Below are 23,478 nucleotides of genomic sequence, written 5' to 3'. Positions count from 1 at the left end.
GGCTCAAGCGTTCCTTCCGTCAGGAGTCGGTGCCGGCGCCGAAGCGCAGGCCGACCCGGTACGCGATACCGACGAGCAGCATGAGGGTGACCACCATCAGGACACCGATCGCCGCGACGACGGTGAAGTTGCCGTTGTTGAACTGCTCCCAGAGGAGCACCGACAGGACCTCCTTGCCGGGGCTGTACAGCAGGACCGTGCTGGACAGCTCGCGGAACGACACCACGAGGATGTAGACCCATCCCGCGAGGATTCCCGAGCTCATGAGCGGCATGAGGATGCGCCGGAAGCTCTGCCACCAGGACGCCCCGCACACCAGCGCCGACTCCTCGAGTTCGTTGTTCATCTGCGCCATGGCGGTCACCGAGTACCGCATCCCGTACGGCAGGTAGCGGGTCGCGTAGGAGATCAGCAGGATCCACAGGGTGCCGTAGATGGGAAGCGGCGAGCGCAGGTAGACGAACAGCACCGCCAGGCCCATCACCAGGCCCGGGATGACCAGCGGGGTCGAGGCGAGCACGTCGAGCACGCGCCGGCCGGGCACCCGGGTCCGCACGATGAGCCACGCGACCACCGCGGTCAGGAACATCACGCCGGTCGCGGCCCCGAGCCCGAGAAGCACCGAGTTGCGGAACGCGGTCAGCGCCAGCGGCATGTGCAGGACGGTGCTGTAGTTGTGCAGCGTGATCGAGCTCACCGCCTTGCCGGACGGTGCCTGGTAGTACGGCAGCAGGCTGGCCCACAGCAGTACACCGACGGGGAGCACCGCCGTGACGAAGAAGTAGATGATGACGGCCGCACCGACGAACGGCCGGGCGCGCCCCAGCGCGATCGGACGCGGCCGGAAGCCCTTTCCGGTGATGGTCTGGTACCGCGACGCGTGCCGCGACAGCCAGCTCGACAGCAGGACCGCGAACGCGGCGATGGCCAGCAGGACCACGGCCAGCGCGCCCGCCTCGCGGTAGTCGATCGGATAGATCTGCAGGACGTTGTAGATGCGGCTGGTGAACACGTAGATCTTCGCCTGCAGCCCGATGATGGCGGGCACCTCGAAGCTCTCCATCGACTGCACGAACACCAGGACCACGGACGCGATGATCGCCGGACGCAGAAGCGGCGCGGTCACCCGGCGCAGCGTCGCGCGGCGGGAGGCGCCGGACATCAGCGCGGCCTCCTCCAGCGACGGATCCATCGCGCGGAAGGCCGCGACCATCAGCAGGAACGCGATCGGCGACAGGTGCAGCCCCTGCACCCAGATCATTCCGGGCATCGAGAACACGTTGAGCACCTGTGTGCCGAACACCCTGTTGATCACACCGGTGTGCGGGTCGGCGAGGAAGATCCACGCGATGGCGTACAGCATCGCCGGGATGATGAGGGGCACCAGCGACGCCGCGAAGAAGAGCCCCTTGAGCGGCGCGTCGGTGCGTACCTGAACCCAGGCGAGAGCCGCCCCTAGGACCAGCGCGAAGACCGCCGATCCGAGGGCGAACTCGATGGAGTTGAGGAGCATCGGCCCGGCGAGGCTGCCCTTCCCGAACGCCTCGCCGAAGCCCTTCAGCGTGAAGCCGTGCTCGTCGAAGAACGTGCCCCACAGCAGGTAGTACAGCGGCACGATCGCGAGATAGCCGACGACGACGGCACAGATCCCGACGATCGCGGTGCGCGGGGTGAGTACCGCGTCGCGCGCCCGCCTCAGCAGGCCGACGCGCGTACCGTCCGGCAGCCGCGGAACCTCCGGCGACGGGCGAACGGGAGTGGTTGTGGTCATCGAGGACTCCTCACATCGGACCGTCTACTCGCCCGCTTCCGGAGCGAGGCGACGGAGATCAGCCCTTGCCGGCGGTGGGCGCGCCCTGGAGCAGCTTCTGCCACCCCTCGCTCCACTTGGCGCTGTCGTTCGTCATCTGGTCGAGCGGAATGTCGTAGATCTTCGTTCCGGCCGGGATGGGGTTCTTGGTGGTGACCGAAAGGTTGGCGGGGACGCGGTACTGCTTGGGGAACAGCTGCTGCCCGTCGGTCAGCGACCACTTCATGTAGAGCGTGGCGGCGGCCGGGTGCGGGGCCGTCCTCGTCAGCCCGATGCCGTTGGGGCGGTACAGGACCGGCTGGACGACGGGCTGCCAGACCACCGGGGCGCCCTTGCCGAAGTGGTCCTCGTCGATCAGGTGCTTGTAGCCGTCGGGCGCGATGCCGACCTGCCCGGAGTCCAGCAACTGCGCCTGGACGGTGTGGCCCTTCACCACCTTCGCGTTGGCCGCGAGCCTGGTGAAGAAGGCGTCGGCCTGCTGGGTGCTCCAGTGCAGCCGGCTCGTGAAGTAGCTGTGCAGACCGAGGTACCAGTCCCAGTCGTCGGGCTCGAGTTCGATCTGCCCCTTGAACCGGGGGTCGGTGAGGTCCTGGTAGCTCGTCGGCGGTGTCTTGATCTTGGCCGTGTTCCAGGAGACGGTGAACGCGTCGTACCGGGTCGCCACCCACCCCGGGTGCACGGAGCCGGGTCTGAGCTGGCTGGTGACCTGCTTGTCGTCGTAGTCGGCGAGCACGCTCTTGGCGGCCATGGCGAGCAGTTCGCCGCCATTGGTGTCGACGAGGTCGGCGGGCAGCTTGCCGGCACCCGCCTCCTGCAGCACCCGCTGCAGCACCTCCTCGGAGTCGGCTCGGTAGGTCTTCACCTTGATGCCGTACTGCTTCTCGAAGGCCGCCGCGTTCTCCTGGATGGAGCTGTTCGACGCGTAGATGACGACCGAGCCCTCCTTCTTCGCGGCGGAAACGAGCTGGCCGTCGGGCATGGCGGCGTACTTGGCGAGCGCCGCGCTGTCCTTGCCTCCGCCTGCGCCACCGCCGGAGGCGGCGGTGGGCGTGCCACCGCATCCGGCGAGCAGAACGGCGGTGAGAGCGAGCGCGGTCGTGCGGCCGGGCCGAACAGAGGGCCTCATCGGTCCCCTCCTTTGTCGTACCCCCCGATCGGACGATTCGTTTGACTGCTGGGTGGGAGCCGGCACGCGGAACAGTCCCTGCGCACGATGTCTCCCCTCACGCGTGCGGACCGCGAAGGCGGCCTGACGACGCCGTCGGCGCCGTCACGTCGGCCGAGGGGTTCTCGCCCGAGACCGTCCGGTGCGGGCGTTCGGCCATCACGGCGGGTACACCGACCACTCCGACCCCGGCACCGACCTTTTTCACGCGATTCGCCTCCGGCCGCCTTCAGCCGCTCACGCGGCTCCGTACTCGACGGACCCATCGGGCCGGCTCGCCCCGAAGGCCGTTCTCCCTGCGTCCGCCGGTTCGGCCATTATGGTTTGAAGGTAATACCATTACAAGAGTTACCGGTAAGAAATACGCCCGAAACAGCGGCTTAGCAGCATCTACTGGCCGAAAGCAACCATCAGACCGGCGGTCACCGGTACGGCGAGGACGTCTCACCGGCCGGCGAGACGCCTCGTACGCGGGCGGCCCGGTGCCCGGTTGTGTTCGGGGCCCTCGGCGAACCCCGTGCAGATCAGCGCGAGGGCCGCCGGGGTGAGCAGCGCACGGCCGACACCCTGAACGCCGCGGTCCTCACCTCGGCCCGGCGGCCGGCCTCTGCGGATCGCCAACGGCGTCGACGCGTCCCTCGTCCTCCCGTGCGCGGTCGCCGACGGTCCGGCGCCGACCCGGCCGGGCGGCCACCGCCCTCTCGCACGGTCCCCGGCCACGGCCGGGGACACGAAGCTCCGCGTCACCGGTACCGGCCTGGCCGCGATCGGGGAACGAATCACCCATCACCGGCGCCCCTGGTTCGGAACTCTCCATCGCCGGCCTCACGCCGAGGCTCCCGACCACGCCGGCGTGCGAAGCTCCGCATCGTACGGGACTCCACGTGCGATGGTCACATGCCGCGAGAGCGGGCCTTCTCCACGAGGTATCGCCAGACCGACAGGTCGTTGAAGGCCGAGCCGAGATCCGGCAACTCGGCGACGTCGTCATCCGGAAGGTCCTCCGGCCGGGCGTCCAGCCGGGCCAGCTCCAGCGTGACCGTCGCCAGGGCATTCAGGTTGACGGCCCGCACGACGGCCTCTTCCACGCTCGCGCCCGTGACGGTGATGCCGTGCCCCTTCAGCACGCAGACCGGCCGGTCCCCCATCGCCGCGATCATCTCGTGCGCGAGGTCGGGCCGGCGGATGAGCACCGACCGCCGATAGACCGGGACGCCTTCAAGGGCCATCCGCATCGCCGGGATGTTGTACGCGCCGAAGACCGGTCGCAGCTCGAGCCCGGCCACACCGCAGAGCAGCACCGCCGGCGGGTGGGCGTGCACGACCGCGTTCACCTCGGGGCGGGCGCGCAGCACCTCACCGTGGATCGGCAGCTCGTTGGGTACGGCGTATCCCTCCGCCGCGCCGGTGAGGGCGCCGTCGAGATCGGTCTGCCGGACGTCCCGCTCGTCGGTGAACATCAACCCGCGCTCGTCCCCGCCTCGGCACCGGATCAGCATCCGGTTCTCACCGGTCCGCACGCTGACGTGCCCCAGCACGCCCTCGACGAGCCCTTCCATCGCGAGGATGCGGCAGGCCTGGGCCACCGTCGCGCGCGGATCGGTCATGTGCGGTCCGTCCTCTCCGTGCTTCGCCGCGGGCCTTCCCGCTTCGGGGCCGGAAGCATCCCGGCCGGGCGTCCCGGCAGCGGGACGTCCACGCCTTCCCACCGAGCCCACTAAGGAGATAAGGTCAGACCAACATACCTTACACCCCGTACCTCAGCGTGCCATGGCGACAACCGGACCGTCTCACCGCGCACCCGATGGAGGCGACAGTGGAGGAACCCCCGCATCCGCGCTCACCCGGAGCGCGGTCCACGGCCGCCCTGACCACGGCCGCCCTGACCACGGCGGCCCTGACCACGGCGGCCCTGACCACGGCGGCCCTGACCGCGGCCGCTCTGACCACGGCCGCCCGCCCGCGAAGCCTCACCGGCCGCGCGGAGCCACGGTGACAGCGGGGGTTCCCCGCGGGCCGCACTTCCCTCCCTCCCGCACACCACGCCGCCATGCACGAGCGGGTGAGCGACATGCCCGGCACCTCGCATGACCACACGCCGGCCGAGCCCGGCACGGGCGGATGAATTCCGGTTCTCGCGCCGCACCGGCGCGCCTCGGCCACGGCCCCGGGGGGTGCGCCGTAGCCGGATGGACGCTCCCACTTCCCGTCCGCAGGGACACCCCGACCCTGAAGGGTATAATGGTCTAACATTAAGCCCTATGAGCGAGAGGACCCCATGTCACGCAGGGACCAGTCGCGTCGCCCATGGCGGACTCCGACGGCCGGGCGGCCTCGACTCACGCAGCCGTTCCGGACCCGCTCCCGGAGACCGGAATGAGTGAGGGAACACTGATCGTCGGCGGCAGTCAGGCCGGCGTACAGCTGGCCGTGTCGCTACGACAGCTCGGCGACACCTCACCGATCGTCCTGGTCGGCGAGGAGACACGTCCGCCGTACCAGCGGCCGCCCCTTTCCAAGGAGTTCCTCGCCGGCCGGGCGGACCTGGACTCGCTGACGTTCCGCACGCCCGGCTTCTACACCGACTCCGGAATCGACCTGGTGTGCGGTGAACGGGTGACCGGAGTGAGCCTGTCCGCGTCGGGCCCGGTGGGCTCCGGCGTCGCGACGACCGCGAGCGGGCGCGAGCTGCCCTTCGGCCGGCTGGCGTTGACCGTGGGAGCGGACGCCAGGCGGCTCCCCCTACCCGGCGCGCACCTGGGCGGGATCTGCTATCTGCGTGACCACGATGACGCCGTGGACCTGCGGGCGCGGCTCGCGACCGCCACGAACGTCATCGTCGTCGGCGGCGGATTCATCGGCCTGGAGGTGGCGTCGGCGGCACGCGCCGCCGGTCGGTCCGTCACGGTGGTCGAGGCCGCGGACCGGTTGATGGCGCGGGCCGTGGGCCCGGTCGTCTCGGAGTTCTACCGCCGCGCGCATCGACGCCGCGGCATCGACGTCCGGCTGTCCGCCGGCGTCACCGGTTTCGAGGGTGAACGGGGTCAGGTGACCACCGTCGAGCTCTCCGACGGAACGCGGCTGCCCGCCGATCTGGTCCTGGTCGGGATCGGCGTTCTGCCGCGCACCGAACTCGCCGAGCAACTGGGGCTCACATGCGACCAGGGCATCGTCGTCGACACCCACGCCCGCACCAGCGATCCCATGGTCGTCGCCGCCGGCGACTGCACCGTTCAGCCGCACCCGATGACGGGGCAGGGACGGGTGCGCCTGGAGTCGGTCCAGAACGCCGTGGCCCAGGCCCAGGCCGCGGCCTCGACGCTTCTCGGACGGCCGAACGGCGTGACGCCGGTGCCGTGGTTCTGGTCCTACCAGGGCGATCTCAGGCTGCAGATCGCCGGCCTGTCGGCGGACCACGACGACCAGGTCGTACGCGGTGACCCCGACGACGAGAGCTTCTCGGTCCTCTACTACCGGCGGAACCGCCTGCTGGCCATCGACGCCGTCAACCGCCCGGCCGACTACATGGCGGTACGCAAGGCGCTCGGCCGGGGAGCGACCATCGCCCGGGACCGCGCCGGCGATCCCACGGTTCCGCTGAAGTCCCTCATCGGCGATCCGGCCGCCATCGCACACCGGACAGAGACCTAGGCACGGTGGGCCGCTTGTACCCTCTGACGGCATCTGGTCTAATGGACATACCAAAAGACAAGACACTTCACCGGCACGTGCATCCGGCAGACGGAGTGGAACGACCGCGGGAGGACATGGGCGTTGTGGCCAAGGTGATCTACATCGACAGCGCCGGTCGCGAGTACGCCGTCGACGCGGCGGTCGGTGACACGGTCATGGGGACCGCGGTCAAGAACGGCGTCCCCGGGATCGTCGCCGAGTGCGGCGGCAACTGCTCCTGCGCCACCTGCCACGTATGGGTGGCCGGGGAGTTCGCGTCGGCGGTGGGGCCTCCGGGCGACATGGAGGAGGACCTGCTCGACATGGGTGTCTCGGAGCGACGGGACACCAGTCGTCTCTCCTGCCAGATCCGCGTCACGGAGGCCCTCGACGGCCTGACCGTGGAGATCCCCCCGGAGCAGCCGTGAACGGGCGAAGCGAGGGAGACGAAGGCACCGCCCGCCGGATCACTCCGCCGACGCAGGAGGCCACGTGACCGATCAATGGAGACGCCGGCCGCCCGGTGCGACCGGGGACCACCATCGCGAACCCGATACCGCCATTCCAGTGACGCTCCATCACGTGAAGGGAAACGGCCGTGCTTAGGCAGGACATCAACGAGCTCTTGACACAGACCGGTCCTGGGACGCCGATGGGCGACCTGTTCCGGCAGTACTGGATCCCCGCGCTGCTGGCCGAGGAACTGCCGGAGAACGACTCACCGCCGGTGCGTGTGAAGCTCCTGTCCGAACGCATGGTCGCCTTCCGCGACAGCGAAGGGCGATACGGCCTCGTCGACGAGTTCTGCGCCCACCGCGGCGCATCGCTGTGGTTCGGCCGTAACGAGGGGTCCGGCCTGCGCTGCCCGTACCACGGCTGGAAGTACGACGTCACCGGCCAGTGCGTGGAGGTGCCGTCCGAGGCGGACAACAGCAGCTTCTGCGAGAACGTGAAGCTGACCGCGTACCCGCTGGTCAAGGTCGGCGACGTCCTGTGGACCCACATGGGCGACCCGGCGAACCGGCCGGACCTTCCGGAGTATGAGTTCCTGCACGTCGCCCCGGAGCAGACCTACACCTCCAAGCGGTGGCAGCAGTGCAACTGGCTGCAGGCGTTCGAGGGCGGCATCGACTCCAGCCACGTGACGTTCCTGCACTCCGGCGGCCTCAAGAGCGACCCGCTGTTCAAGGGCGCCAAGGGCAACGAGTACAACATGAAGGACACCAAGCCGTTCTTCGAGGTCGCCGACAGCGAGGGCGGGCTCTTCGTCGGCGCGCGCCGCAACGCCGAAGAGGGCAGGTACTACTGGCGGATCACGCCGTGGGTGATGCCGGCCTTCACGATGGTGCCGCCACGCGGCGATCACCCGATCCACGGCCATTTCTGGGTGCCGATCGACGACCACAACTGCTGGACGTACTCCTTCGACTACCACCCGGTCCGTGCCCTGACGCCGCAGGAGCGCCAGGCCATGATCGACGGCCACGGGGTGCACAGCAAGAACATCCCCGGGACCTACCGGCCCGTGGCCAACATGGACAACGACTACCTGATCGACCGCGAGGCGCAGAAGCGCGGGGACACCTACTCGGGTGTGGCGGGGATCGCCATGCAGGACGCCTCGTTGCAGGAGAGCATGGGGCCGATCGTGGACCGCACGAAGGAGCGGCTGGTCCCGGCCGACAGCGGGATCATCAAGGCCCGCCAGAAGCTGCGCAAGGCGGCGGTCGCGCTGCGGGACGAGGGCGTGACACCGCCCGGTGTGGATCCCGAGCACCACCGGGTGCGCTCGGCGGCGGTCGTGTTGCCGCAGGCCGAATCCTTCCTGGACTCCTGCCGCGACGCGGTCAAGGCCACACCCGGCGTTCCGCAGGCGTCGGTCTGAGATGTCGATGATCTATCCGAGCGAATCCGCCCGTGCGGCCTCCGCGAGTGAGGCGCGTTTCCGGATCACCGCGCCCATCAGGCCCGCCAGGAACGCGCGCGTCATCGCCCTGGACCCGAGAGCGGCCACGGTCGCGCGGCGCATCGCGGAGGGCCCGTGGGCGGCCGCCGGCTTCTACACGTGCGAGGTCACGTCGGGAAACGGCGGTGAGGACGGCGTCCTGCTGCGCGGGCTCGACGGCGCGACGTCGACGCTGGCGGACGCCCTGACCGGCACCGACGTGGTGGTCGTCATCGCGACGGATGACTCGGGACGCACGCAGGCCGCCGCCATCGGCAGGAGTTGCGGCGCGCGCGCCGTCATGACGGCGGGGCTGGTGCTCGGCGACGGCTTCGAGGCGGAGGACGCGGTCGCCGCCCTCCGGCCGTACGCCCGGGTGCTGCTGTTGTCGGCGGATGAGAGCGATGTCTTCGAACTGCTCACGGCCCTGAGGGTCTAGAGAACGAACGGACGGCGGAGGCGGGCGGACGCCCGGCCCACGACGACGGAGGAAACCGACAGCGAGATGTCCGAAAAGATCAGCCTGCGCGCCCTGCAGCGGATGAAGGAGGACGGCCGCAAGATCGTCGGCGTGGTGGCGTGGGACTACCAGATCGCCCGCATCGTCGATCGGGCCGGCGTGGACATCGTCTCGGTCGGTGACACGGTGGGCGTGAACCTGTGGGGGCATGCCAACCCCTTCGAGGTCACGATGGAGGAGATGATCCTGGTCACGCGGGCGGTGCGCCGAGGTGTCGGCCGGGCCCTGCTCAGTGCCGACTTCCCGTTCGGCCCGCTCCAGGAGGGCACGGACAGCGCCGTCCGCGCCGCCATCCGGTTCGTCAAGGAGGCCGGCGTCGACATGGTCAAGCTGGACGCGGCCTCGGACTTCCTCGACTCCGTCACGGCGATCACGCGAGCGGGCATCCCGGTGTTCGCGCAGTTCGGGATCACACCGCAGACCGCACTGCGGTACGGAGTCGAGTACAACGCGATCCCGTCCAGTGCCGACCAGGTGCCGGTGGAGATGAAGGACGCGCTCGTCGCCGAGGCCAAGAGGCTGGAGGACGCGGGCGCGGTGCTGCTCAACTTCACCAACTCCGGGCCGGTCGTGGGCGCCGCCGTCGCCCGGGCCGTCTCCGTTCCGGTCGTCGGCGGCTTCGGCGGCGGCCCGTGGCTCGACGGCCGGATGCGCATGGCGCACGCCGCCATCGGCTATGCCGCGTCGGCCATCGACGACCCTCCGGACACGTACGCGAACGTCGCCCAGACGACACTCACCGCGATCACGGCCTACGCCGAGGACGTACGCGCCGCACGTCAGATCGCCGGCGGCATTCCCGTCCCACCCGCGCCCTGACCTCCCGCCCACCTCCACCAGGAGCCACGCTCATGCCCACCGCGGTCGTCGACGGAATCTCCACCCGCTATGAGATGGCCGGCTCCGGGCCGCCGCTGCTGCTGTTCTCTCCCGGAGGATTCGACTCGACCCTGGAGGGCTGGCGGACGGTCGGCGTCTACCGGCGCCTGCGCCTGCTCGACCACCTCGGCGAGAAGTACACCTGCATCACCTTCGACCGGCGGGAGTCGGGCCGGTCCGGTGGCCGGCTGGAACGCATCTCCTGGGCCGACTACGTCGCGCAGGGTGTGGGGCTGCTCGACCATCTGCGCATCGCGCGGGCGCATCTCATGGGCGGCTGTGTGGGCTGCTCGACCGTCGCGGCCATGGCGGTGGCCCGGCCGGAGCGGGTTCTGAGCATGGTGCTGTACTCCCCCGCGGGCGGGGTGAAGTACCGCATGAAACAGCATGCCCGGTTCACCCGCCACCTGGCCTACGCGGACGAGCACGGCCTTGAGCAGGTGGTGAAGCTCGCGAAGAGCACGGACAAGGGTTTCTCCGCGGACCCTCGGGTGGGCCCCTGGGCACCCGTGCTCCGCGGCGATCCGGAGTTCGCCGAGAGGTACGCGCGGACGGACGCGGATCGTTACCGCGTGCTGGTCAGCGGCATGGCGCGGTCGATGTTCGACCGCGACACCGTTCCCGGACCGGAGCCCGAGGACCTGCTGACGCTCGACGTCCCCGCGCTCGTGGTCCCCGGCCAGGACGACTCGCACGCGCCCTCGGCCGCCCGCTACCTCCGGGAGTGCCTCCCCCGCTCGGAGTACTGGGACGTCCCGGTGGCCGAGCAGACCGAGTCGACGGCGCCCGCCCGGGTGCTGCGGTTCCTGAACGGCGTCTAGAGACGTCTTGGTCAGACCATCAGTCCACGGGGTAACGTGCCCTGACGGGCGTGAAGACAAGGAGAGACGGCATGGCGGAGCAGGTGCTGGCCGCGGTCAGGACCGGTCCGGGCAGGACCGAACTACGCGAGTTTCCGATGCCGGACATCCCCGATGACGGTGCCCTGCTCAAGGTCGAGGTCGCCGGGATCTGCGGTACGGACGTCAAGATGTACGCCAAACCGCCGTTCACCGACCCGGTGATCATGGGCCACGAGAACGTCGGCGTCATCGCGAAGGCGGGGCGGACCTTCTCCGAACGCAAAGGGCTGGTGGAGGGCGATCGCGTCTTCGTCGAGCACTACGTCGGCTGCTTCCGCTGCGAATGGTGCCACCGGGGTGAGTACCGCCACTGCGAGGCGACCGACTGGCGCACCAATCCCGACGCCCGGCGCTACGGCTACACCTCCGCGGACAACCCCTTCCGCCTCTGGGGCGGCTTCTCTCAGTACCTCTACCTGCCCTGGAACTCGGTGACGCATCGCGTTCCCGACGGTGTCTCGGCCGAGCTGGCGGGCCTGGTGACGCCGCTGTCGAACGGCATCGAGTGGGCCCTGGTCACCGCGGGCGTCGGCTACGCCTCGACGGTCCTCATCCAGGGCCCCGGACAGCAGGGACTCTCCCAGGTCGTCGCCTGCAAGCAGGCAGGCGCCTCCCTCATCATCGTCACCGGGACGACGCGGGACGCCGCACGGCTCGCTCTCGCCGAGGAGCTCGGCGCCGACCACGTCATCGACATCACGCGGGAGGACACCCTCCAGCGGGTACTGGAGATCACCGGCGGCCGGGGCGTCGACGTCGTGCTGGACTGCACGGCCGGCGCCGGCACCGCCCCGGTCATGCTCGGCATCGACGCGCTCAAACGCCGTGAGGGCACCATGGTCGTCCAGGGCGAGCTGGCCGCCTTTCCCGACTTCCCCCTCAAGAAGCTCACCGAGAAGTCCATCGCCCTCAAGAGCGCGCGGGGCCACGGCTACCGCGCCTGCGAGCTCGCCCTCGAACAACTCGCCTCCGGGCGGTTCCCGCTGGAGAAGCTGAGCACGCACTCCTTCGGCCTGGAAGACGCCGACCGCGCCATCCGGACCGTCGGCGGTGAGGGTGCCGCGGACGTCATCCACGTCTCCCTGCTGCCCTGGGCGCGGGCATGAGCGTCGTCGTCCGCGACCCGCGGCGTACGGACCGGGCGACGGTCGACGGCCTCGGCCGGTACGGCGTGGCCACCATCCACGAGGCCCAGGGACGGACCGGCCTGCTCGCGCCCGCCCTGCGCCCCATCTACTCCGGCGCGCACATCGCGGGGACCGCGGTGACGGTGAGCGTGCCGCCGGGGGACAACTGGATGATCCACGTCGCGGTGGAACAGTGCCGGGAGGGTGACGTCCTCGTGGTCGCGCCCACGTCCCCCTCGGAGGCCGGTTACTTCGGCGACCTCCTCGCCACCTCGGTCGCCGCACGCGGGGTCCGAGGGCTGGTCATCGACGCCGGCTGCCGCGACGTCGCGGAGCTCCAACGCATGAGCTTCCCCGTGTGGGCGCGGCACATCTGCGCGTTCGGGACGGTGAAGGAGACCCTCGGAGACGTCAACATCGGCCTGGTCTGCGCCGGGCAGCGGGTCGAGCCGGGAGATGTGATCGTCGCGGACGACGACGGGGTCGTGGTCGTCCCCCGCCGCCGCGCCGGCGAGGTGCTCGAGGCGTCACGGGCCCGGGAGGACAGGGAGGCGGCGCTCCGCGAGCGCTACGCGCGCGGTGAACTCGGCCTCGACGTCAACTCCATGCGCGAACGCCTCACGAGCAAGGGGCTGACGTACATCGACCGCGCGCCGGACGAGTGAACCGCCGCCAGGAACGAGGACCACGTTGATCATCGACTGCCACGGGCACTACACCACGACCCCGCCACGGCAGCAGGCGTTCCGCGACGCACAGCTCGCCCGGCTCGCGGACCCCTCCCTGCCCGTGCCGGCACCGCCCGCCATCGGCGACGACGCCATTCGCGAGAGCGTCGAGAACAACCAGCTGAAGGTGCTGCGCGAGCGGGGCGGCGACCTGATGCTCTTCTCCCCGCGGGCGTCCGGGATGGAGCACCACGTGCCCGACCCGGAGACCGCGCGCGTCTGGGCGAGGGCGAGCAACGACCTCGTCCACCGGGTGGTCGGCCTGTTCCCGCGGCACTTCGCCGGCGTCTGCCAGCTCCCGCAGACACCCGGCGGGGCCCTCGACGACGCGACGGCCGAACTCCGCAGATGCGTGGAGGACCTCGGCTTCGTGGGCTGCAACCTCAACCCCGACCCGTCCGGCGGGCACTGGACCTCTCCGCCGCTCACCGACGCGTACTGGTTTCCCCTGTACGAGACGATGGCGGAGCTGGACGTCCCGGCGATGATCCATGTCTCGGCGTCCTGCAATCCGGCCTTCCACACCCTCGGCGCGCACTATCTCAACGCCGACACCTCGGTGTTCATGCAGCTCGTCCAGGGGGACCTGTTCGAGCGCTTCCCCACGCTGCGGTTCGTCATCCCGCACGGCGGCGGCGCGGTGCCCTATCACTGGGGGCGCTACCGGGGCCTCGCCGTCCGGATGGGACGACCGGACCCGTCGGACCACGTCATGAAGAACGTCTTCTTCGACACCTGCGTCTACCACCAGCCCGGCATCGACCTGCTGCACCAGGTCATCGGTCCGGACAACGTCCTGTTCGCCTCCGAGATGCTGGGCGCGGTCCGCGGCGTCGATCCCGAGACCGGCATCGCCTGGGACGACACCAAGCGTTACATCGACAACGCCGGCCTCACCGACGAGGAACGGCACAAGATCTTCGAGACCAACGCCCGGCGCGTCTACCCCCGTCTGCACGCACGGCTGACTTCGGAAGGCAGGTAGATGATGGCCAGGCTGCACCTCACCTTCGCCTGCGGTGACTACGACCGGACGCGGGCCCTCGCCGAGGAGACGATCCGCCCCGACGGCATCGACCTGACCTATCTGCGGCTGCCCGTCGAGGAGACGTTCTTCCGCATGATGCGGCATCAGGAGTTCGAGGTGGCGGAGATGTCGCTGTCCTCCTACGTCCTCTCGCTGCGTCCCGGCGACGTCGGCGCCTCGCCGTTCGTGGCCCTGCCCGTCTTCACCTCCCGCATGTTCCGGCACGGGTCGCTCTACTGCAACGCCGATGCCGGCATCGCTTCGCCGGAAGACCTGCGGGGCAAGGTGGTCGGCACACCGGAGTACCAGCTCACCGCCTGCGTGTGGATGCGCGGCATCCTCGGTGACCGGCACGGCGTCCCGTTCGACTCGGTCAGCTACGTCACGGGCGGGCAGGAGTCGGCGGGCCGCATCGAGAAGGCGAGCGTCGACCTGCCGGACTCGCTGCGGATCAGCCGCGTTCCCGAGGGCAGGACGCTGTCCGCCATGCTGGCCACCGGCGAGATCGACGCCCTGTGCACCCCGCGCGTGCCGAGCCCGTTCGTCGCCGGCGACCCGCGCGTGCGGCGGGTGTTCCCCGACGTCGTCGCCAGCGAGAAGGAGTACTACGCGGCGACGGGCATCTTCCCGATCATGCACGTGGTGGTGATCCGGCGCGACGTCTACGACCGTCACCGCTGGGTCGCCCAGTCACTCTACAAGGCCCTGCTGGCGGCGAAGAACGAGGCGTACGCCGACCTCTACGACACCTCGGCGCTGCGGTTCGCGCTCCCCTGGCTGATCCCGCAGCTCGAGGAGGCGCGAGCCCTCATGGGGAAGGACTTCTGGTCCTACGGGTTGGACGGAAACCACGCGACGCTGGCCACCTTCCTGCGCTACCACCACGAGCAGGGGCTGTCCACGCGGCGGTGGACACCCGAGGAGCTGTTCGCGCCCGAGTCGACGGAGTCGGCGGTCATCTGACCGTGACGACGCTGCTTCTGCTCCGCCACGGCGAGAGCGAATGGAACTCCAAGAACCTGTTCACCGGGTGGGTCGACGTCGACCTCACGCCCTTCGGTGAGGAGCAGGCACGGTGCGCCGGGCGGATGCTGCGCGAGGCCGGGCTGCCGCCGACCGTCGTGCACACCTCCCTGCTCACGCGTGCGGCACGCACCGGCAACATCGTCCTCGACGCGGTCGGCCGGTCCTGGGTGCCCTCCCGACGGCACTGGCGGCTCAACGAACGCCACTACGGCGCGCTGCAGGGCAGGGAGAAGACGACGATCGTCCAGGAGTACGGCGCGGAGCAGTTCCGGCTCTGGCGCCGGTCGTACGACGCGGCGCCACCGCCGATCGGGCCCGACGACGAGTGGCAGGTCACCGGCGACCCGCGATACGCCGGGCTCCCCCGCGGCCTCCTGCCGCGGACCGAGTCCCTCGCCGACGTCATCGCCCGCCTGCTGCCCTACTGGTACGACGTCATCGTGCCCGACCTGCGCGCCGGGCGGACGGTGCTGGTCGTGGCGCACAGCAACTCGCTGCGCGCGCTGGTCGCGCACCTGGACCGCCTGAGCCCGGAAGAGGTCCTGGCGCTGAACATCCCCACCGGCATTCCCCTGCGCTACGACCTCGACGAGGACCTGGCGCCGGTCGAGCGCGGCGGGCGCTATCTCGATCCGGAGGCCGCCGCGGTGGCCGCCCGGGCGGTGGCCGACCAGGGCAAGGAGCGGAAGGACGAGCGCGCCTGACGACCCGGGCGTATTGACATCCGCCGCCAATTGGACTTATGGTCCTACCAATCGCACCGCCTGGTACGACCCCGGACCGTGACCTCGCCGGCCGACCCGGCTCGAGACGTCACGTCCGGCCCATGAGGAAGGGCTGATGCATGGCCGGCGACGCACTCGTCAAAGACGATTTCGCGGCGAAGTTCGTGACCGAGAAGGAATCCCCTTACACCCGCTGGGTCGCCGCCGAGGGGCTGGACATCATCGCCGCCCACTACGTCCCGGATCTGCGCACGGTGGAGCTCAAGCCCTGGGCGCGGCGCGGCGGGCGGGGCGTGTTCATCAACCACGAGGCCACCCGCACGTCGAACGACTGCTACGTGTGCGAGATCCCGGCAGGCGGCGAGCTGGCGCCGCAGCGGCAACTCTTCGAGGAGATGATCCTCGTCCTCGACGGGCAGGGGTCGACGAAGGTGTGGAACGACGCCGGCGCCGAGGTCACGTTCGAGTGGCAGGCCGGTTCGATCTTCGCCATCCCGCTCAACACCCACCACCAGCACTTCAACGGTTCGGGGCGGAAGGCCGCGCGTTTCGTCGCCTCGACCAACCTGCCTCCGGTCATCAACCTCTACGACGACGCCGACTTCGTCTTCAACACCTCCCGCGACTTCCCGAACCGCTTCGACGGCGAGCCGGACTACTTCTCCCCGAAGGGAGAGCAGAAGGGCCTGCTCCTGGACACGAACTTCGTCGCCGACGCGGTCAACCTGCCGCTGGTCGAGGCGAAGGAACGCGGCGCGGGCGGCGGTCACATCCGCTTCGCGATGGCCAAGGGGTCGATGAACAGCCACATCTCCCAGTTCCCGATCGCGACGTACAAGAAGGGTCACCGCCACGGCCCGGGCGCCCACGTCATCATCCTCACGGGTACGGGCTACAGCCTGATGTGGCCGGAGGGAGAGGAGCCGCGGCGCTACGAGTGGGGCCCCGGCAGCCTGATCGTCCCGCCGAACATGTGGTTCCACCAGCACTTCAACACCGGTCCCGACCCCGCCCGATATCTCGCCTTCAAGCACGAGGTGGTCTCGGTCCGCAACGCGCAGGGCGTGCCGAAGGCATGGATCAGCCAGCGCATCGGCGGCGACCAGATCGACTACGCCGACGAGTCGCCGTACGTGCGTGAGACCTTCCGTGAGGCCCTGGCCAAGATCGGCATCGAGCCGAGGATGGAAGAGGCGTACTCGGCCGAGCTCGAGACGCTGCCGCCCAAGCCGTGAACGACCACACCCACGGTCACGGTCACGAGAACACCACGGTCTACTCGGCGTACGTCCCGGACCACGACCACGCCCACGACGACGAGGCGCTGAGCCCGATCGAGGAGAACCCGATCTGGCAGCAGGACAACGTCACGCTGCACAGTGTGGGGATCGACATCGGGTCGTCCGGCACGCAGGTCGTCTTCTCCCGCCTGCACCTGCGGCGGATCGGCGAGAGTCTGACGACCCGCTACATCGTCATCCGCCGGGAGACGACGTACCGCTCACCGGTCGCACTCACCCCCTACGCGAGCGCCGAGCACATCGACGCGGAGGCACTCGGGTCGATCATCGACCGCGCGTACGAGGAGGCGGACGTCCGCGCCGCCGACGTCGACACCGGGGTCGTGATCCTCACCGGCGAGGCCCTGCGCCGCCGAAACGCCGAGGCCATCGCGACCGTGCTGGCCGAGCGTGGGGGCGAACTGGTCAACGCGACCGCGGGCCACAACATGGAGGCGATGCTCGCCGCGTACGGCTCGGGCGCGGCGAAGGCCTCGCACGACACCGGCCGGCGCATCCTGAACATCGACATCGGGGGCGGGACGACCAAGCTCGCGGTGCTGGACGGCGGCCGGGTCACGGCGACCGCCGCGGTCCACGTCGGCGGCCGCCTCCTGGTCGTCGACGAGCACGACCGCATCGTACGTCTGGACCCGGCCGGGCAGCGGCACGCCGCACGCGCCGGGTACTCCTGGGAGCTCGGCGACCTCGCCCGGCCGGAGGAGCTCGAGAAGGTGGCGGAGACGATGGCGGACGCGCTCGTCGCCACGCTCACCACCGCCCCGCTCCCCCGGGACGTCGCACGGCTGTACCTCACCGAGCCGCTCGCGGACACCGGCCCGGTCGACGGGGTGATGTTCTCCGGCGGGGTCGCGGAGTACGTGTACGGGCGGGAGAGCAGGCGGTTCGGCGACCTCGGCCGGCCGCTCGGCCAGGCGTTGCGCCGCCGGGTCGACTCCGGGACGCTGCCGTTCCCGCTCCTGCCTCCGGGCGAGTGCATCCGCGCCACCGCCCTGGGCGCATCGGAGTACAGCGTCCAGCTCAGCGGGAACACCGGCTGCATCACCGACCCCGACGCGCTGCTCCCGCGCCGCAACGTGCAGGTGGTACGTCCGGACCACACGCTCGGGGAGACGGTCGACGCGGCGGCGGTCGCGACCGCGATCCGCCGCCACCTCGTCGCCCTCGACGCCGACCGGACCGACGCGGACGTCGCCCTGGCCCTGTCCTGGCACGGCCTGCCGAGCTACGAGCGGATCCTCGCCTTCGCCCGCGGCATCCGGGACGGCCTGGCGGACCGGATCGCGCGGGGCCGGCCCGTCTACGTCATGCTCGACGGAGACGTCGCCATGACGCTCGGCCGGCTGCTGCGCGAGGAGCTCGCGGTCACCGGGGAGCTGCTGGTCATCGATGGGATCAGCCTGCGGGACTTCGACTACATCGACATCGGCCGCATCCGGTTTCCGTCCAACACCGTGCCGGTCACGATCAAGTCGCTCGTCTTCCACGAGGAGCCGCGGCCAGACCGGCCGACCGACGCGTGACGCGGGCGACCAGGGTGGGCGGCGCGCCCGGCGCTACTGGCCGCCGCCCAGATCCGCCAGACCCGAGGCGGGGTTCTCCGCCAGGCGGTCGGCGGTGCGTTGCAGGTGGCGCGACATGATGGCGCGGGCCCGCTCGGCGTCCCGCTGCTCGATCGCCTCGACCAGCTCGAAGTGTTCGTGCGCTCCCCGGGGACCCATCAGCGGCGCGGCGACCTGCGCCTGCTGGAGGGACATGAGCATCGGGCCGTGGAAGCTCTGCACCAGCATCTCGATCGCCGGGTTGTGGGTGGAGGAGGCGACCCTGACGTGGAACGCCGCCGACATCGCCATGGTGTACGAGCCGGTCTCCAGCGCACTCAGGCCCTGCTCGACGAGTGCCCGGAGGTCCGCGATGTCCTCCTCCGTGGCGCGCTCGACCACCAGCGGCAGGATGCCGAGCTCGAAGGCCATGCGGGCCTCGGTGACGTCACTGGCGGTCATCGGGGCCAGGGTCATGAGCTCGGCCAGCCCCTCCCCGACACGCTCGCTGGACGGCTTGGTGACGAAGGCGCCTCCCCGGGCCCCGACGCGGATCTCCACCAGCCCGCTGGCCTCGAGCACCCGGAGCGCCTCGCGGACCGTCACCCGGCTGACGCCGAACCGCTCACACAGGCTCCGCTCACTGGGGAGCCGGTCGCCGGGGACGAGCTTTCCCTCACGTATCAGAAGCCGCATCTGCTCCACGATGACCTCGGAGATGCGACCGACGCTCACCGGACTGAACAAGTCCGCCGTGCTCCTGTCGCCCGGCGCTCCACCCGACGCGCTCCCTGGCATACCGGCGTCCTCCCCAGTCTCGATAGATCTCCCCGCACGTGCATGTTAGCAGGAATGGTCTAACCAATACGTTCCGTACGGCGATACCGCGCCGGACCAGAGGGCCCGATCCGTTGGGTTAATGGTATGATGGTTTTTTATAATATCGTATGTTGAATCGAGTTGCCGGGCCGACTTCGGGGACCGATCCGGATGGGCGGCCGTCAGCGAGCGGGAGAGTACATGCCGGACATACGGCTACGGACGGTGACCCGGACCCAGGGCAACAACCGCGCCCTCAAGGACGGCGCGGTCACTCCCCGAGGGTTCCAGTTCGTCTTCGAGGAGGTTCCGGTTCTCGTCGACGCGTTCCGCCGGATGGTTCGGGGGCTGGAGTTCGACGTCTGCGAGATGGCGATGACGACCTACCTCTGCGCCAAGGCCCACGGCAAGCCGTTCACGGCACTGCCCATCTTCCTTGTGCGCGGGTTTCACCACGGCGCGATCGTTCACGCTCCGCGGGCCGGCATCCAGAGCCCGAAGGACCTCGAGGGCCGGCAGGTCGGCGTCAACCGCGGCTACACCGTGACGACCGGCGTGTGGGCGCGCGGCGTCCTGCAGGAGGAGTACGGCGTCGACCTGAGCCAGGTGACCTGGGTCCTTTCCGGAGACGAGCACGTCGCCGAGTACCGCCCGCCGGCCAATGTCGTGCCGATGCGGCCGGCCGGGCGCCTCCCCGAGCTGGTCGCCGCCGGGGAGCTGGCGGCCGCGGTCGGTGTCAGCGCCGGCGCTCCCGGCCTCACGCCCCTGATCCCCGACGCCGCGGAGGCCGGCTTCGCGGCGCTCCGCCGACGCGGCCACTACCCCATCAACCACCTCGTGGTCGTCCGGGACGACCTGCTCTCGGCGCACCCCGAACTGGCCACGGACGTGTTCGAGGCCTTCTCCCGCGCCAAGAACCTCTACGTCGACCGGCTGCGCCGTGACGCGATCGAGGAACCGACACCGGCGGACATCATGTACCGGCGCGTCATGGAGATCACCGGCGCGGACCCGCTGCCGTACGGCATAGCGCCGAACCGCGGCGTCATCGAGGAACTCATCGAGCACGCCGTGAGCCAGCGCATCCTCGACCGGCGGCCGGCCGTGGAGTCGCTGTTCGCCGAGAGCACCGTGGACCTGACCGGCTGAGCGCACGACCACACAAGCGGATCCACCAGCCGAACAGAGAGCGAGGGCCATGGCATGCGCATCGCGATCGTGGCGGATCACAACGGCCTGACGTTGAAGGCCCGCGTGATCGCCCGCCTCACCACGCAGGGTCATGACGTCGACGACCGCGGCGCGTACGACACCGGCGAGGCGATCGTGGACTATCCGCCGCTGTGCGCGGACGCCTGCGGCCGGGTCGTCGACGGTCATGCCGACCGCGCGGTGGTGGTGGGCGGCAGCGGGATGGGCGAGGTGATCGCCTGCAACAAGATCCGCGGAATCCGCGCCGGGCTGTGCCACGACCTGTTCACCACGGAGATCTCCCGTGCCAACAACGACGCCAACGTGATCGTGATCGGGGCCAAGGTCCTCAGCCCGGAACAGGCCGACCGAATCGTCGACCTGTGGTTCAGCACTCCGTTCAGGGGCGGCCGCCACCGGAAGCGGCTGGACCAGATCGCCGCGCTGGAGCGTGGCGAGCCTCTGACCTGATGCCGCGGGCCGGTCCCCCGGCCGATCGCCCACCGACCGTTCCCGGGCTGGAGGATGCACCGCCTGATGAGACCGCCACCGGCCTTGCGCCATCGCGACTTCGATCTCTACTGGTTCGGCGTGGTGTTCTCGCAGATCGGCACGCGAGGGACCGTCGCAGCCAACCTCTACCAGGTCTACGTGCTCAGCGGGTCGACGACGACCACGGGCCTGGTCGGTCTGGCGCAGGCGGTGTCCCTGCTGGTGCTGAGCCCGCTCGGCGGCGCCTACGCCGACCGCCTCGATCGGCGTCGGCTCCTGCAGGCGACCCAGCTGGTCGCCCTGGCCGTCGCCGGGGCCTTGGCGGTGCTGACCGAGGTCGGCAGGGCGACGACGCCGGAGGTGCTCGGGTGCGTCCTGCTCACCACCGCGGCCGGCACCTTCGACCAGCCGGCCCGGCAGGCGCTGATCCCGGCCATGGTGCCACGCGACGAACTGCCGCAGGCGTTCGCGCTGCTCAATCCGTCCCGCGAGCTCGCCGTGCTGCTCGGCCCGGCGCTGGCCGGACTGCTCATCGCGGCGCACGGCCCCGGTCTCATGTACGCCGTCGACGCGGCGACGTACGCCGTGCTCGTCGTCGTGCTCGCGCTCATCCGGGTTCCCCGGCTCGTGCCCGAGGGACGACGACGGTCCGTCTGGCGGGACATCGCCCAGGGCGCGGCCTTCGTCAAGGGGCGCCCGGTGGTCTGGCTCATGATGAGCCTGGACCTGTCGGCGACGCTCTTCGGCGCGTACCGCGTGGTGCTCCCCGCCCTGACGCTCACGGTGCTGCACGCCGGGCCCAGGGGGTACGGCCTGCTCTCCGCGGCTCCGAGCGCCGGCGCGCTGATCGCGACCTATCCCGTGTACCGCGTGATGGCGCGTAGCACCGCGCTCGGCAAGGTGGTGCTGGCCGCCTCGGCGGGTTACGGCGCCGCCACCCTGGCGCTGGCCCAGTCTCCCTGGCTTCCGCTCGCCCTCGCCGCCGGCCTGCTGATCGGCGTCTTCGACGCGACGGCGACGACGATCCGCCAGGCGGCCGTGCAGCTGGAGACGCCGGACACGATGCGTGGACGGGTCTCGGCGATCTACCAGATGGCGTCGCGGGGAGGGCCCGCGCTCGGCGACGTCAACATCGGCTGGATCGCCGGCTTCGTGGGTCCGGTCGCCGCACTTTCGCTGGGCAGCATCGCACCCATCGTGTACGCGGGCCTGCATTACGTGCGCCGCAGCCGAGTCGAACGGTACTCGATCAACCGCGAGACGGAGGAAGCCGAGCAGGAAGAACGGGCATCGCCTTGACGATTCATCGCAGGACTCGTGCCTGCGATCGGCCCGAATCGGCAACTCGATGGGACAGGAACGCGCCGGAGGAGCTTTGGCCCTGGTCAGCGACTGGAGAAGGCGGACCTTCAGCTCTCTCACGGACCGCAACTATCGCGCGTACTTCCTCGGCAGCGCCGTCTCCGTCAGCGGCACGTGGATGCAGCGTGTCGCCCAGGACTGGCTCGTCCTCCAGCTGACCCACAGCGGGGTCGCCCTCGGGACGGCGAGCGCCCTGCAGTTCGCCCCGGTGCTGTTCCTCGGCGCGTGGGGCGGCGCGGTGATCGACCGGGTCGACCGGCGCCGGCTGCTGCTGCTCACCCAGCTCCTGTCCGCTGTGCTCGCCGCCGTGCTGGGCCTGGTGACCGCCACCGGGCTGGTGACGCTGTGGATGGTGTACGCGCTGACGCTCGGCCTCGGTGTCGTCACGGTGTTCGACAGCCCGGCACGGCAGACGTTCGTCGCCGAGATGGTCGGGACCGAGAAGGTGATCAACGCCCAGTCGCTCTACAGCACCGTCCACAACGGGGGGCGGCTCGTCGGGCCGGCACTGGCCGGGATCGTCATCGCCTGGCTGGGCGTCTCGGCGGCGTTCTGGATCAATGCGCTGTCGTTCGTCGCGATGATCGTGGCGCTCGCGTCCATGGACGTCGGCGCGCTGCAGCGCGTCCCGCCGACGCCCCGGGCCCCGCGCCAGATCCGTGAGGGGATGGCCTACCTGTGGGGCCACGCCGAACTGCGGGTGAGCCTGCTCCTCGTCGCCGTGGTCGGCGTCTTCGGGCAGAACTTCCGCGTCGTCCTTCCCCTGCTCGCCCAGGACACCTACCGGGGCGGGGCGCAGAGTTACGGGTACCTGACCGCCGCGCTCGGTCTGGGCGCGGTGACCGGCGCGCTGGGCAGCGCGGCACGGAGCCGATCGTCACTGCGCGGGCTGCTGCTGACCTGCCTGGCCTTCGGCGGCGTGAACCTGCTCGCCGCGGCGATGCCGTCGTTCGTGCTCGCCCTCCTCGCGATCGTCGGCATCGGGGTGACCAACATCGTCCTCAACACCGTCGCCCGGACGCTCATGGTCATCGCGAGTGACCCGCCGATGCGGGGCCGCGTGATGGCGCTGTACAGCATCGTCTTTCTCGGCAGCACGCCGATCGGCGGGCCGCTCGTGGGCTGGGCCTGCGAGGAGTGGGGCGCGCGCAGCGGCTTCGTCATCGCGGGGCTGACCGCGGCGGTCGCCGCGGCCGCCATGGCGGGCACAGTGCGCGGCGGGAGTTTTACCACGAACCCATAATTG

Annotated in this window: 23 protein-coding genes; 18 read left to right on the top strand and 5 right to left on the bottom strand. The window is 70.2% G+C overall.

All coding sequences use genetic code 11. The features are described 5' to 3' along the window. Positions 1-19 precede the first annotated feature (19 nt). From OG417_RS26330 to OG417_RS26315, 4 genes are all read right to left on the bottom strand, one after another. Entirely contained in the window at positions 20-1,771 is a 1,752-nt protein-coding gene (locus tag OG417_RS26330) for an ABC transporter permease (protein ID WP_329261474.1), read from the bottom strand. Between the two features lie 58 nt (positions 1,772-1,829). Beyond that, positions 1,830-2,936: an ABC transporter substrate-binding protein gene (locus OG417_RS26325; protein ID WP_329261471.1), complete on the bottom strand. Its 1,107-nt coding sequence runs from the start codon at positions 2,934-2,936 to the stop codon at positions 1,830-1,832. Positions 2,937-3,419: 483 nt separating this feature from the next. Beyond that, the gene (locus OG417_RS26320; protein ID WP_329261468.1) at positions 3,420-3,596 is read right to left on the bottom strand and encodes a hypothetical protein; all 177 of its coding nucleotides are present in this window, start codon (positions 3,594-3,596) and stop codon (positions 3,420-3,422) included. A 272-nt stretch (positions 3,597-3,868) separates the two neighbouring features. After that, on the bottom strand, positions 3,869-4,582 hold the full coding sequence (locus OG417_RS26315) for a class II aldolase/adducin family protein (RefSeq protein WP_329261466.1): 714 nt from the start codon (positions 4,580-4,582) through the stop codon (positions 3,869-3,871). Between the two features lie 209 nt (positions 4,583-4,791). On the opposite strand from OG417_RS26315, the gene OG417_RS26310 reads away from it, so the two are divergent. From OG417_RS26310 to OG417_RS26245, 14 genes are all read left to right on the top strand, one after another. Further along, positions 4,792-4,971 carry a hypothetical protein gene (locus tag OG417_RS26310; RefSeq protein WP_329261463.1) on the top strand — a complete coding sequence of 60 codons (180 nt, stop codon included), beginning with the start codon at positions 4,792-4,794 and terminating at the stop codon, positions 4,969-4,971. Between the two features lie 380 nt (positions 4,972-5,351). Continuing rightward, positions 5,352-6,626: an NAD(P)/FAD-dependent oxidoreductase gene (locus tag OG417_RS26305; protein WP_329261461.1), complete on the top strand. Its 1,275-nt coding sequence runs from the start codon at positions 5,352-5,354 to the stop codon at positions 6,624-6,626. 116 nt (positions 6,627-6,742) lie between these two features. Further along, the gene (locus OG417_RS26300) at positions 6,743-7,075 is read left to right on the top strand and encodes a 2Fe-2S iron-sulfur cluster-binding protein (RefSeq protein ID WP_329261459.1); all 333 of its coding nucleotides are present in this window, start codon (positions 6,743-6,745) and stop codon (positions 7,073-7,075) included. Between the two features lie 170 nt (positions 7,076-7,245). Beyond that, positions 7,246-8,532 (top strand): aromatic ring-hydroxylating dioxygenase subunit alpha, encoded by a 1,287-nt coding sequence (locus OG417_RS26295; protein WP_329261456.1) that lies wholly within the window; start codon positions 7,246-7,248, stop codon positions 8,530-8,532. 7 nt (positions 8,533-8,539) lie between these two features. Beyond that, positions 8,540-9,031 (top strand): hypothetical protein, encoded by a 492-nt coding sequence (locus OG417_RS26290; RefSeq protein WP_329261453.1) that lies wholly within the window; start codon positions 8,540-8,542, stop codon positions 9,029-9,031. A gap of 66 nt (positions 9,032-9,097) precedes the next feature. Beyond that, on the top strand, positions 9,098-9,931 hold the full coding sequence (locus OG417_RS26285; RefSeq protein ID WP_329261450.1) for a 3-methyl-2-oxobutanoate hydroxymethyltransferase: 834 nt from the start codon (positions 9,098-9,100) through the stop codon (positions 9,929-9,931). A gap of 32 nt (positions 9,932-9,963) precedes the next feature. Then, a complete protein-coding gene (locus tag OG417_RS26280) occupies positions 9,964-10,812 on the top strand; it encodes an alpha/beta fold hydrolase (protein WP_329261447.1) in 849 nt (282 codons plus the stop codon). A gap of 71 nt (positions 10,813-10,883) precedes the next feature. Beyond that, complete coding sequence (locus tag OG417_RS26275; protein WP_329261445.1) at positions 10,884-11,999, top strand: zinc-dependent alcohol dehydrogenase; 1,116 nt, start codon at positions 10,884-10,886, stop codon at positions 11,997-11,999. Continuing rightward, entirely contained in the window at positions 11,996-12,685 is a 690-nt protein-coding gene (locus tag OG417_RS26270; RefSeq protein WP_329261442.1) for a 4-carboxy-4-hydroxy-2-oxoadipate aldolase/oxaloacetate decarboxylase, read from the top strand. Before OG417_RS26275 ends, OG417_RS26270 begins: the two co-directional genes overlap by 4 nt. A gap of 25 nt (positions 12,686-12,710) precedes the next feature. Continuing rightward, complete coding sequence (locus OG417_RS26265) at positions 12,711-13,733, top strand: amidohydrolase family protein (protein ID WP_329261439.1); 1,023 nt, start codon at positions 12,711-12,713, stop codon at positions 13,731-13,733. Further along, entirely contained in the window at positions 13,734-14,738 is a 1,005-nt protein-coding gene (locus OG417_RS26260) for a hypothetical protein (RefSeq protein ID WP_329261436.1), read from the top strand. A 2-nt stretch (positions 14,739-14,740) separates the two neighbouring features. Beyond that, positions 14,741-15,505, top strand: coding sequence for a phosphoglyceromutase (locus OG417_RS26255; RefSeq protein ID WP_329261434.1), 765 nt, complete (start codon positions 14,741-14,743; stop codon positions 15,503-15,505). 140 nt (positions 15,506-15,645) lie between these two features. Then, complete coding sequence (locus OG417_RS26250) at positions 15,646-16,761, top strand: hypothetical protein (protein ID WP_329261432.1); 1,116 nt, start codon at positions 15,646-15,648, stop codon at positions 16,759-16,761. Continuing rightward, positions 16,758-18,350: an ethanolamine ammonia-lyase reactivating factor EutA gene (locus OG417_RS26245; RefSeq protein ID WP_329261430.1), complete on the top strand. Its 1,593-nt coding sequence runs from the start codon at positions 16,758-16,760 to the stop codon at positions 18,348-18,350. Before OG417_RS26250 ends, OG417_RS26245 begins: the two co-directional genes overlap by 4 nt. 33 nt (positions 18,351-18,383) lie before the next feature. On the opposite strand, the gene OG417_RS26240 is transcribed toward OG417_RS26245, so the two are convergent. Then, positions 18,384-19,166, bottom strand: coding sequence for a FadR/GntR family transcriptional regulator (locus OG417_RS26240; protein ID WP_329261426.1), 783 nt, complete (start codon positions 19,164-19,166; stop codon positions 18,384-18,386). Between the two features lie 222 nt (positions 19,167-19,388). Here OG417_RS26240 and OG417_RS26235 point away from each other — a divergent pair, with 222 nt between their 5' ends. The 4 genes from OG417_RS26235 (at position 19,389) to OG417_RS26220 (ending at position 23,475) form a co-directional block, all read left to right on the top strand. Then, positions 19,389-20,336 carry a hypothetical protein gene (locus OG417_RS26235; RefSeq protein WP_329261424.1) on the top strand — a complete coding sequence of 316 codons (948 nt, stop codon included), beginning with the start codon at positions 19,389-19,391 and terminating at the stop codon, positions 20,334-20,336. Positions 20,337-20,390: 54 nt separating this feature from the next. Continuing rightward, positions 20,391-20,849, top strand: coding sequence for an RpiB/LacA/LacB family sugar-phosphate isomerase (locus tag OG417_RS26230; protein WP_329261421.1), 459 nt, complete (start codon positions 20,391-20,393; stop codon positions 20,847-20,849). Between the two features lie 66 nt (positions 20,850-20,915). Further along, a complete protein-coding gene (locus OG417_RS26225) occupies positions 20,916-22,169 on the top strand; it encodes an MFS transporter (protein WP_329261418.1) in 1,254 nt (417 codons plus the stop codon). Between the two features lie 49 nt (positions 22,170-22,218). Beyond that, positions 22,219-23,475 (top strand): MFS transporter, encoded by a 1,257-nt coding sequence (locus tag OG417_RS26220; protein ID WP_329261415.1) that lies wholly within the window; start codon positions 22,219-22,221, stop codon positions 23,473-23,475. Positions 23,476-23,478 lie beyond the last annotated feature (3 nt).

This window comes from Actinoallomurus sp. NBC_01490 (genome assembly GCF_036227085.1).
In the GTDB taxonomy this organism is placed as follows: domain Bacteria; phylum Actinomycetota; class Actinomycetes; order Streptosporangiales; family Streptosporangiaceae; genus Actinoallomurus; species Actinoallomurus oryzae.
The sequence above is the reverse complement of the archived record's forward strand: the minus strand, read 5'-3'. Positions and strand labels throughout refer to the sequence as shown.

Excerpts from the sequence above, each read along its gene's own strand:
- OG417_RS26300 (WP_329261459.1), top strand. The coding sequence starts at position 6,743 with ATGGGCGTTGTGGCCAAGGTGATCTACATCGACAGCGCCGGTCGCGAG.
- OG417_RS26315 (WP_329261466.1), bottom strand. The coding sequence starts at position 4,582 with ATGACCGATCCGCGCGCGACGGTGGCCCAGGCCTGCCGCATCCTCGCG.
- OG417_RS26330 (WP_329261474.1), bottom strand. The coding sequence starts at position 1,771 with ATGACCACAACCACTCCCGTTCGCCCGTCGCCGGAGGTTCCGCGGCTG.
- OG417_RS26235 (WP_329261424.1), top strand. The coding sequence starts at position 19,389 with ATGCCGGACATACGGCTACGGACGGTGACCCGGACCCAGGGCAACAAC.
- OG417_RS26260 (WP_329261436.1), top strand. The coding sequence starts at position 13,734 with ATGATGGCCAGGCTGCACCTCACCTTCGCCTGCGGTGACTACGACCGG.
- OG417_RS26220 (WP_329261415.1), top strand. The coding sequence starts at position 22,219 with ATGGGACAGGAACGCGCCGGAGGAGCTTTGGCCCTGGTCAGCGACTGG.
- OG417_RS26250 (WP_329261432.1), top strand. The coding sequence starts at position 15,646 with ATGGCCGGCGACGCACTCGTCAAAGACGATTTCGCGGCGAAGTTCGTG.
- OG417_RS26325 (WP_329261471.1), bottom strand. The coding sequence starts at position 2,936 with ATGAGGCCCTCTGTTCGGCCCGGCCGCACGACCGCGCTCGCTCTCACC.
- OG417_RS26280 (WP_329261447.1), top strand. The coding sequence starts at position 9,964 with ATGCCCACCGCGGTCGTCGACGGAATCTCCACCCGCTATGAGATGGCC.
- OG417_RS26240 (WP_329261426.1), bottom strand. The coding sequence starts at position 19,166 with ATGCCAGGGAGCGCGTCGGGTGGAGCGCCGGGCGACAGGAGCACGGCG.
- OG417_RS26230 (WP_329261421.1), top strand. The coding sequence starts at position 20,391 with ATGCGCATCGCGATCGTGGCGGATCACAACGGCCTGACGTTGAAGGCC.
- OG417_RS26290 (WP_329261453.1), top strand. The coding sequence starts at position 8,540 with ATGATCTATCCGAGCGAATCCGCCCGTGCGGCCTCCGCGAGTGAGGCG.
- OG417_RS26225 (WP_329261418.1), top strand. The coding sequence starts at position 20,916 with ATGAGACCGCCACCGGCCTTGCGCCATCGCGACTTCGATCTCTACTGG.
- OG417_RS26305 (WP_329261461.1), top strand. The coding sequence starts at position 5,352 with ATGAGTGAGGGAACACTGATCGTCGGCGGCAGTCAGGCCGGCGTACAG.
- OG417_RS26285 (WP_329261450.1), top strand. The coding sequence starts at position 9,098 with ATGTCCGAAAAGATCAGCCTGCGCGCCCTGCAGCGGATGAAGGAGGAC.
- OG417_RS26270 (WP_329261442.1), top strand. The coding sequence starts at position 11,996 with ATGAGCGTCGTCGTCCGCGACCCGCGGCGTACGGACCGGGCGACGGTC.
- OG417_RS26275 (WP_329261445.1), top strand. The coding sequence starts at position 10,884 with ATGGCGGAGCAGGTGCTGGCCGCGGTCAGGACCGGTCCGGGCAGGACC.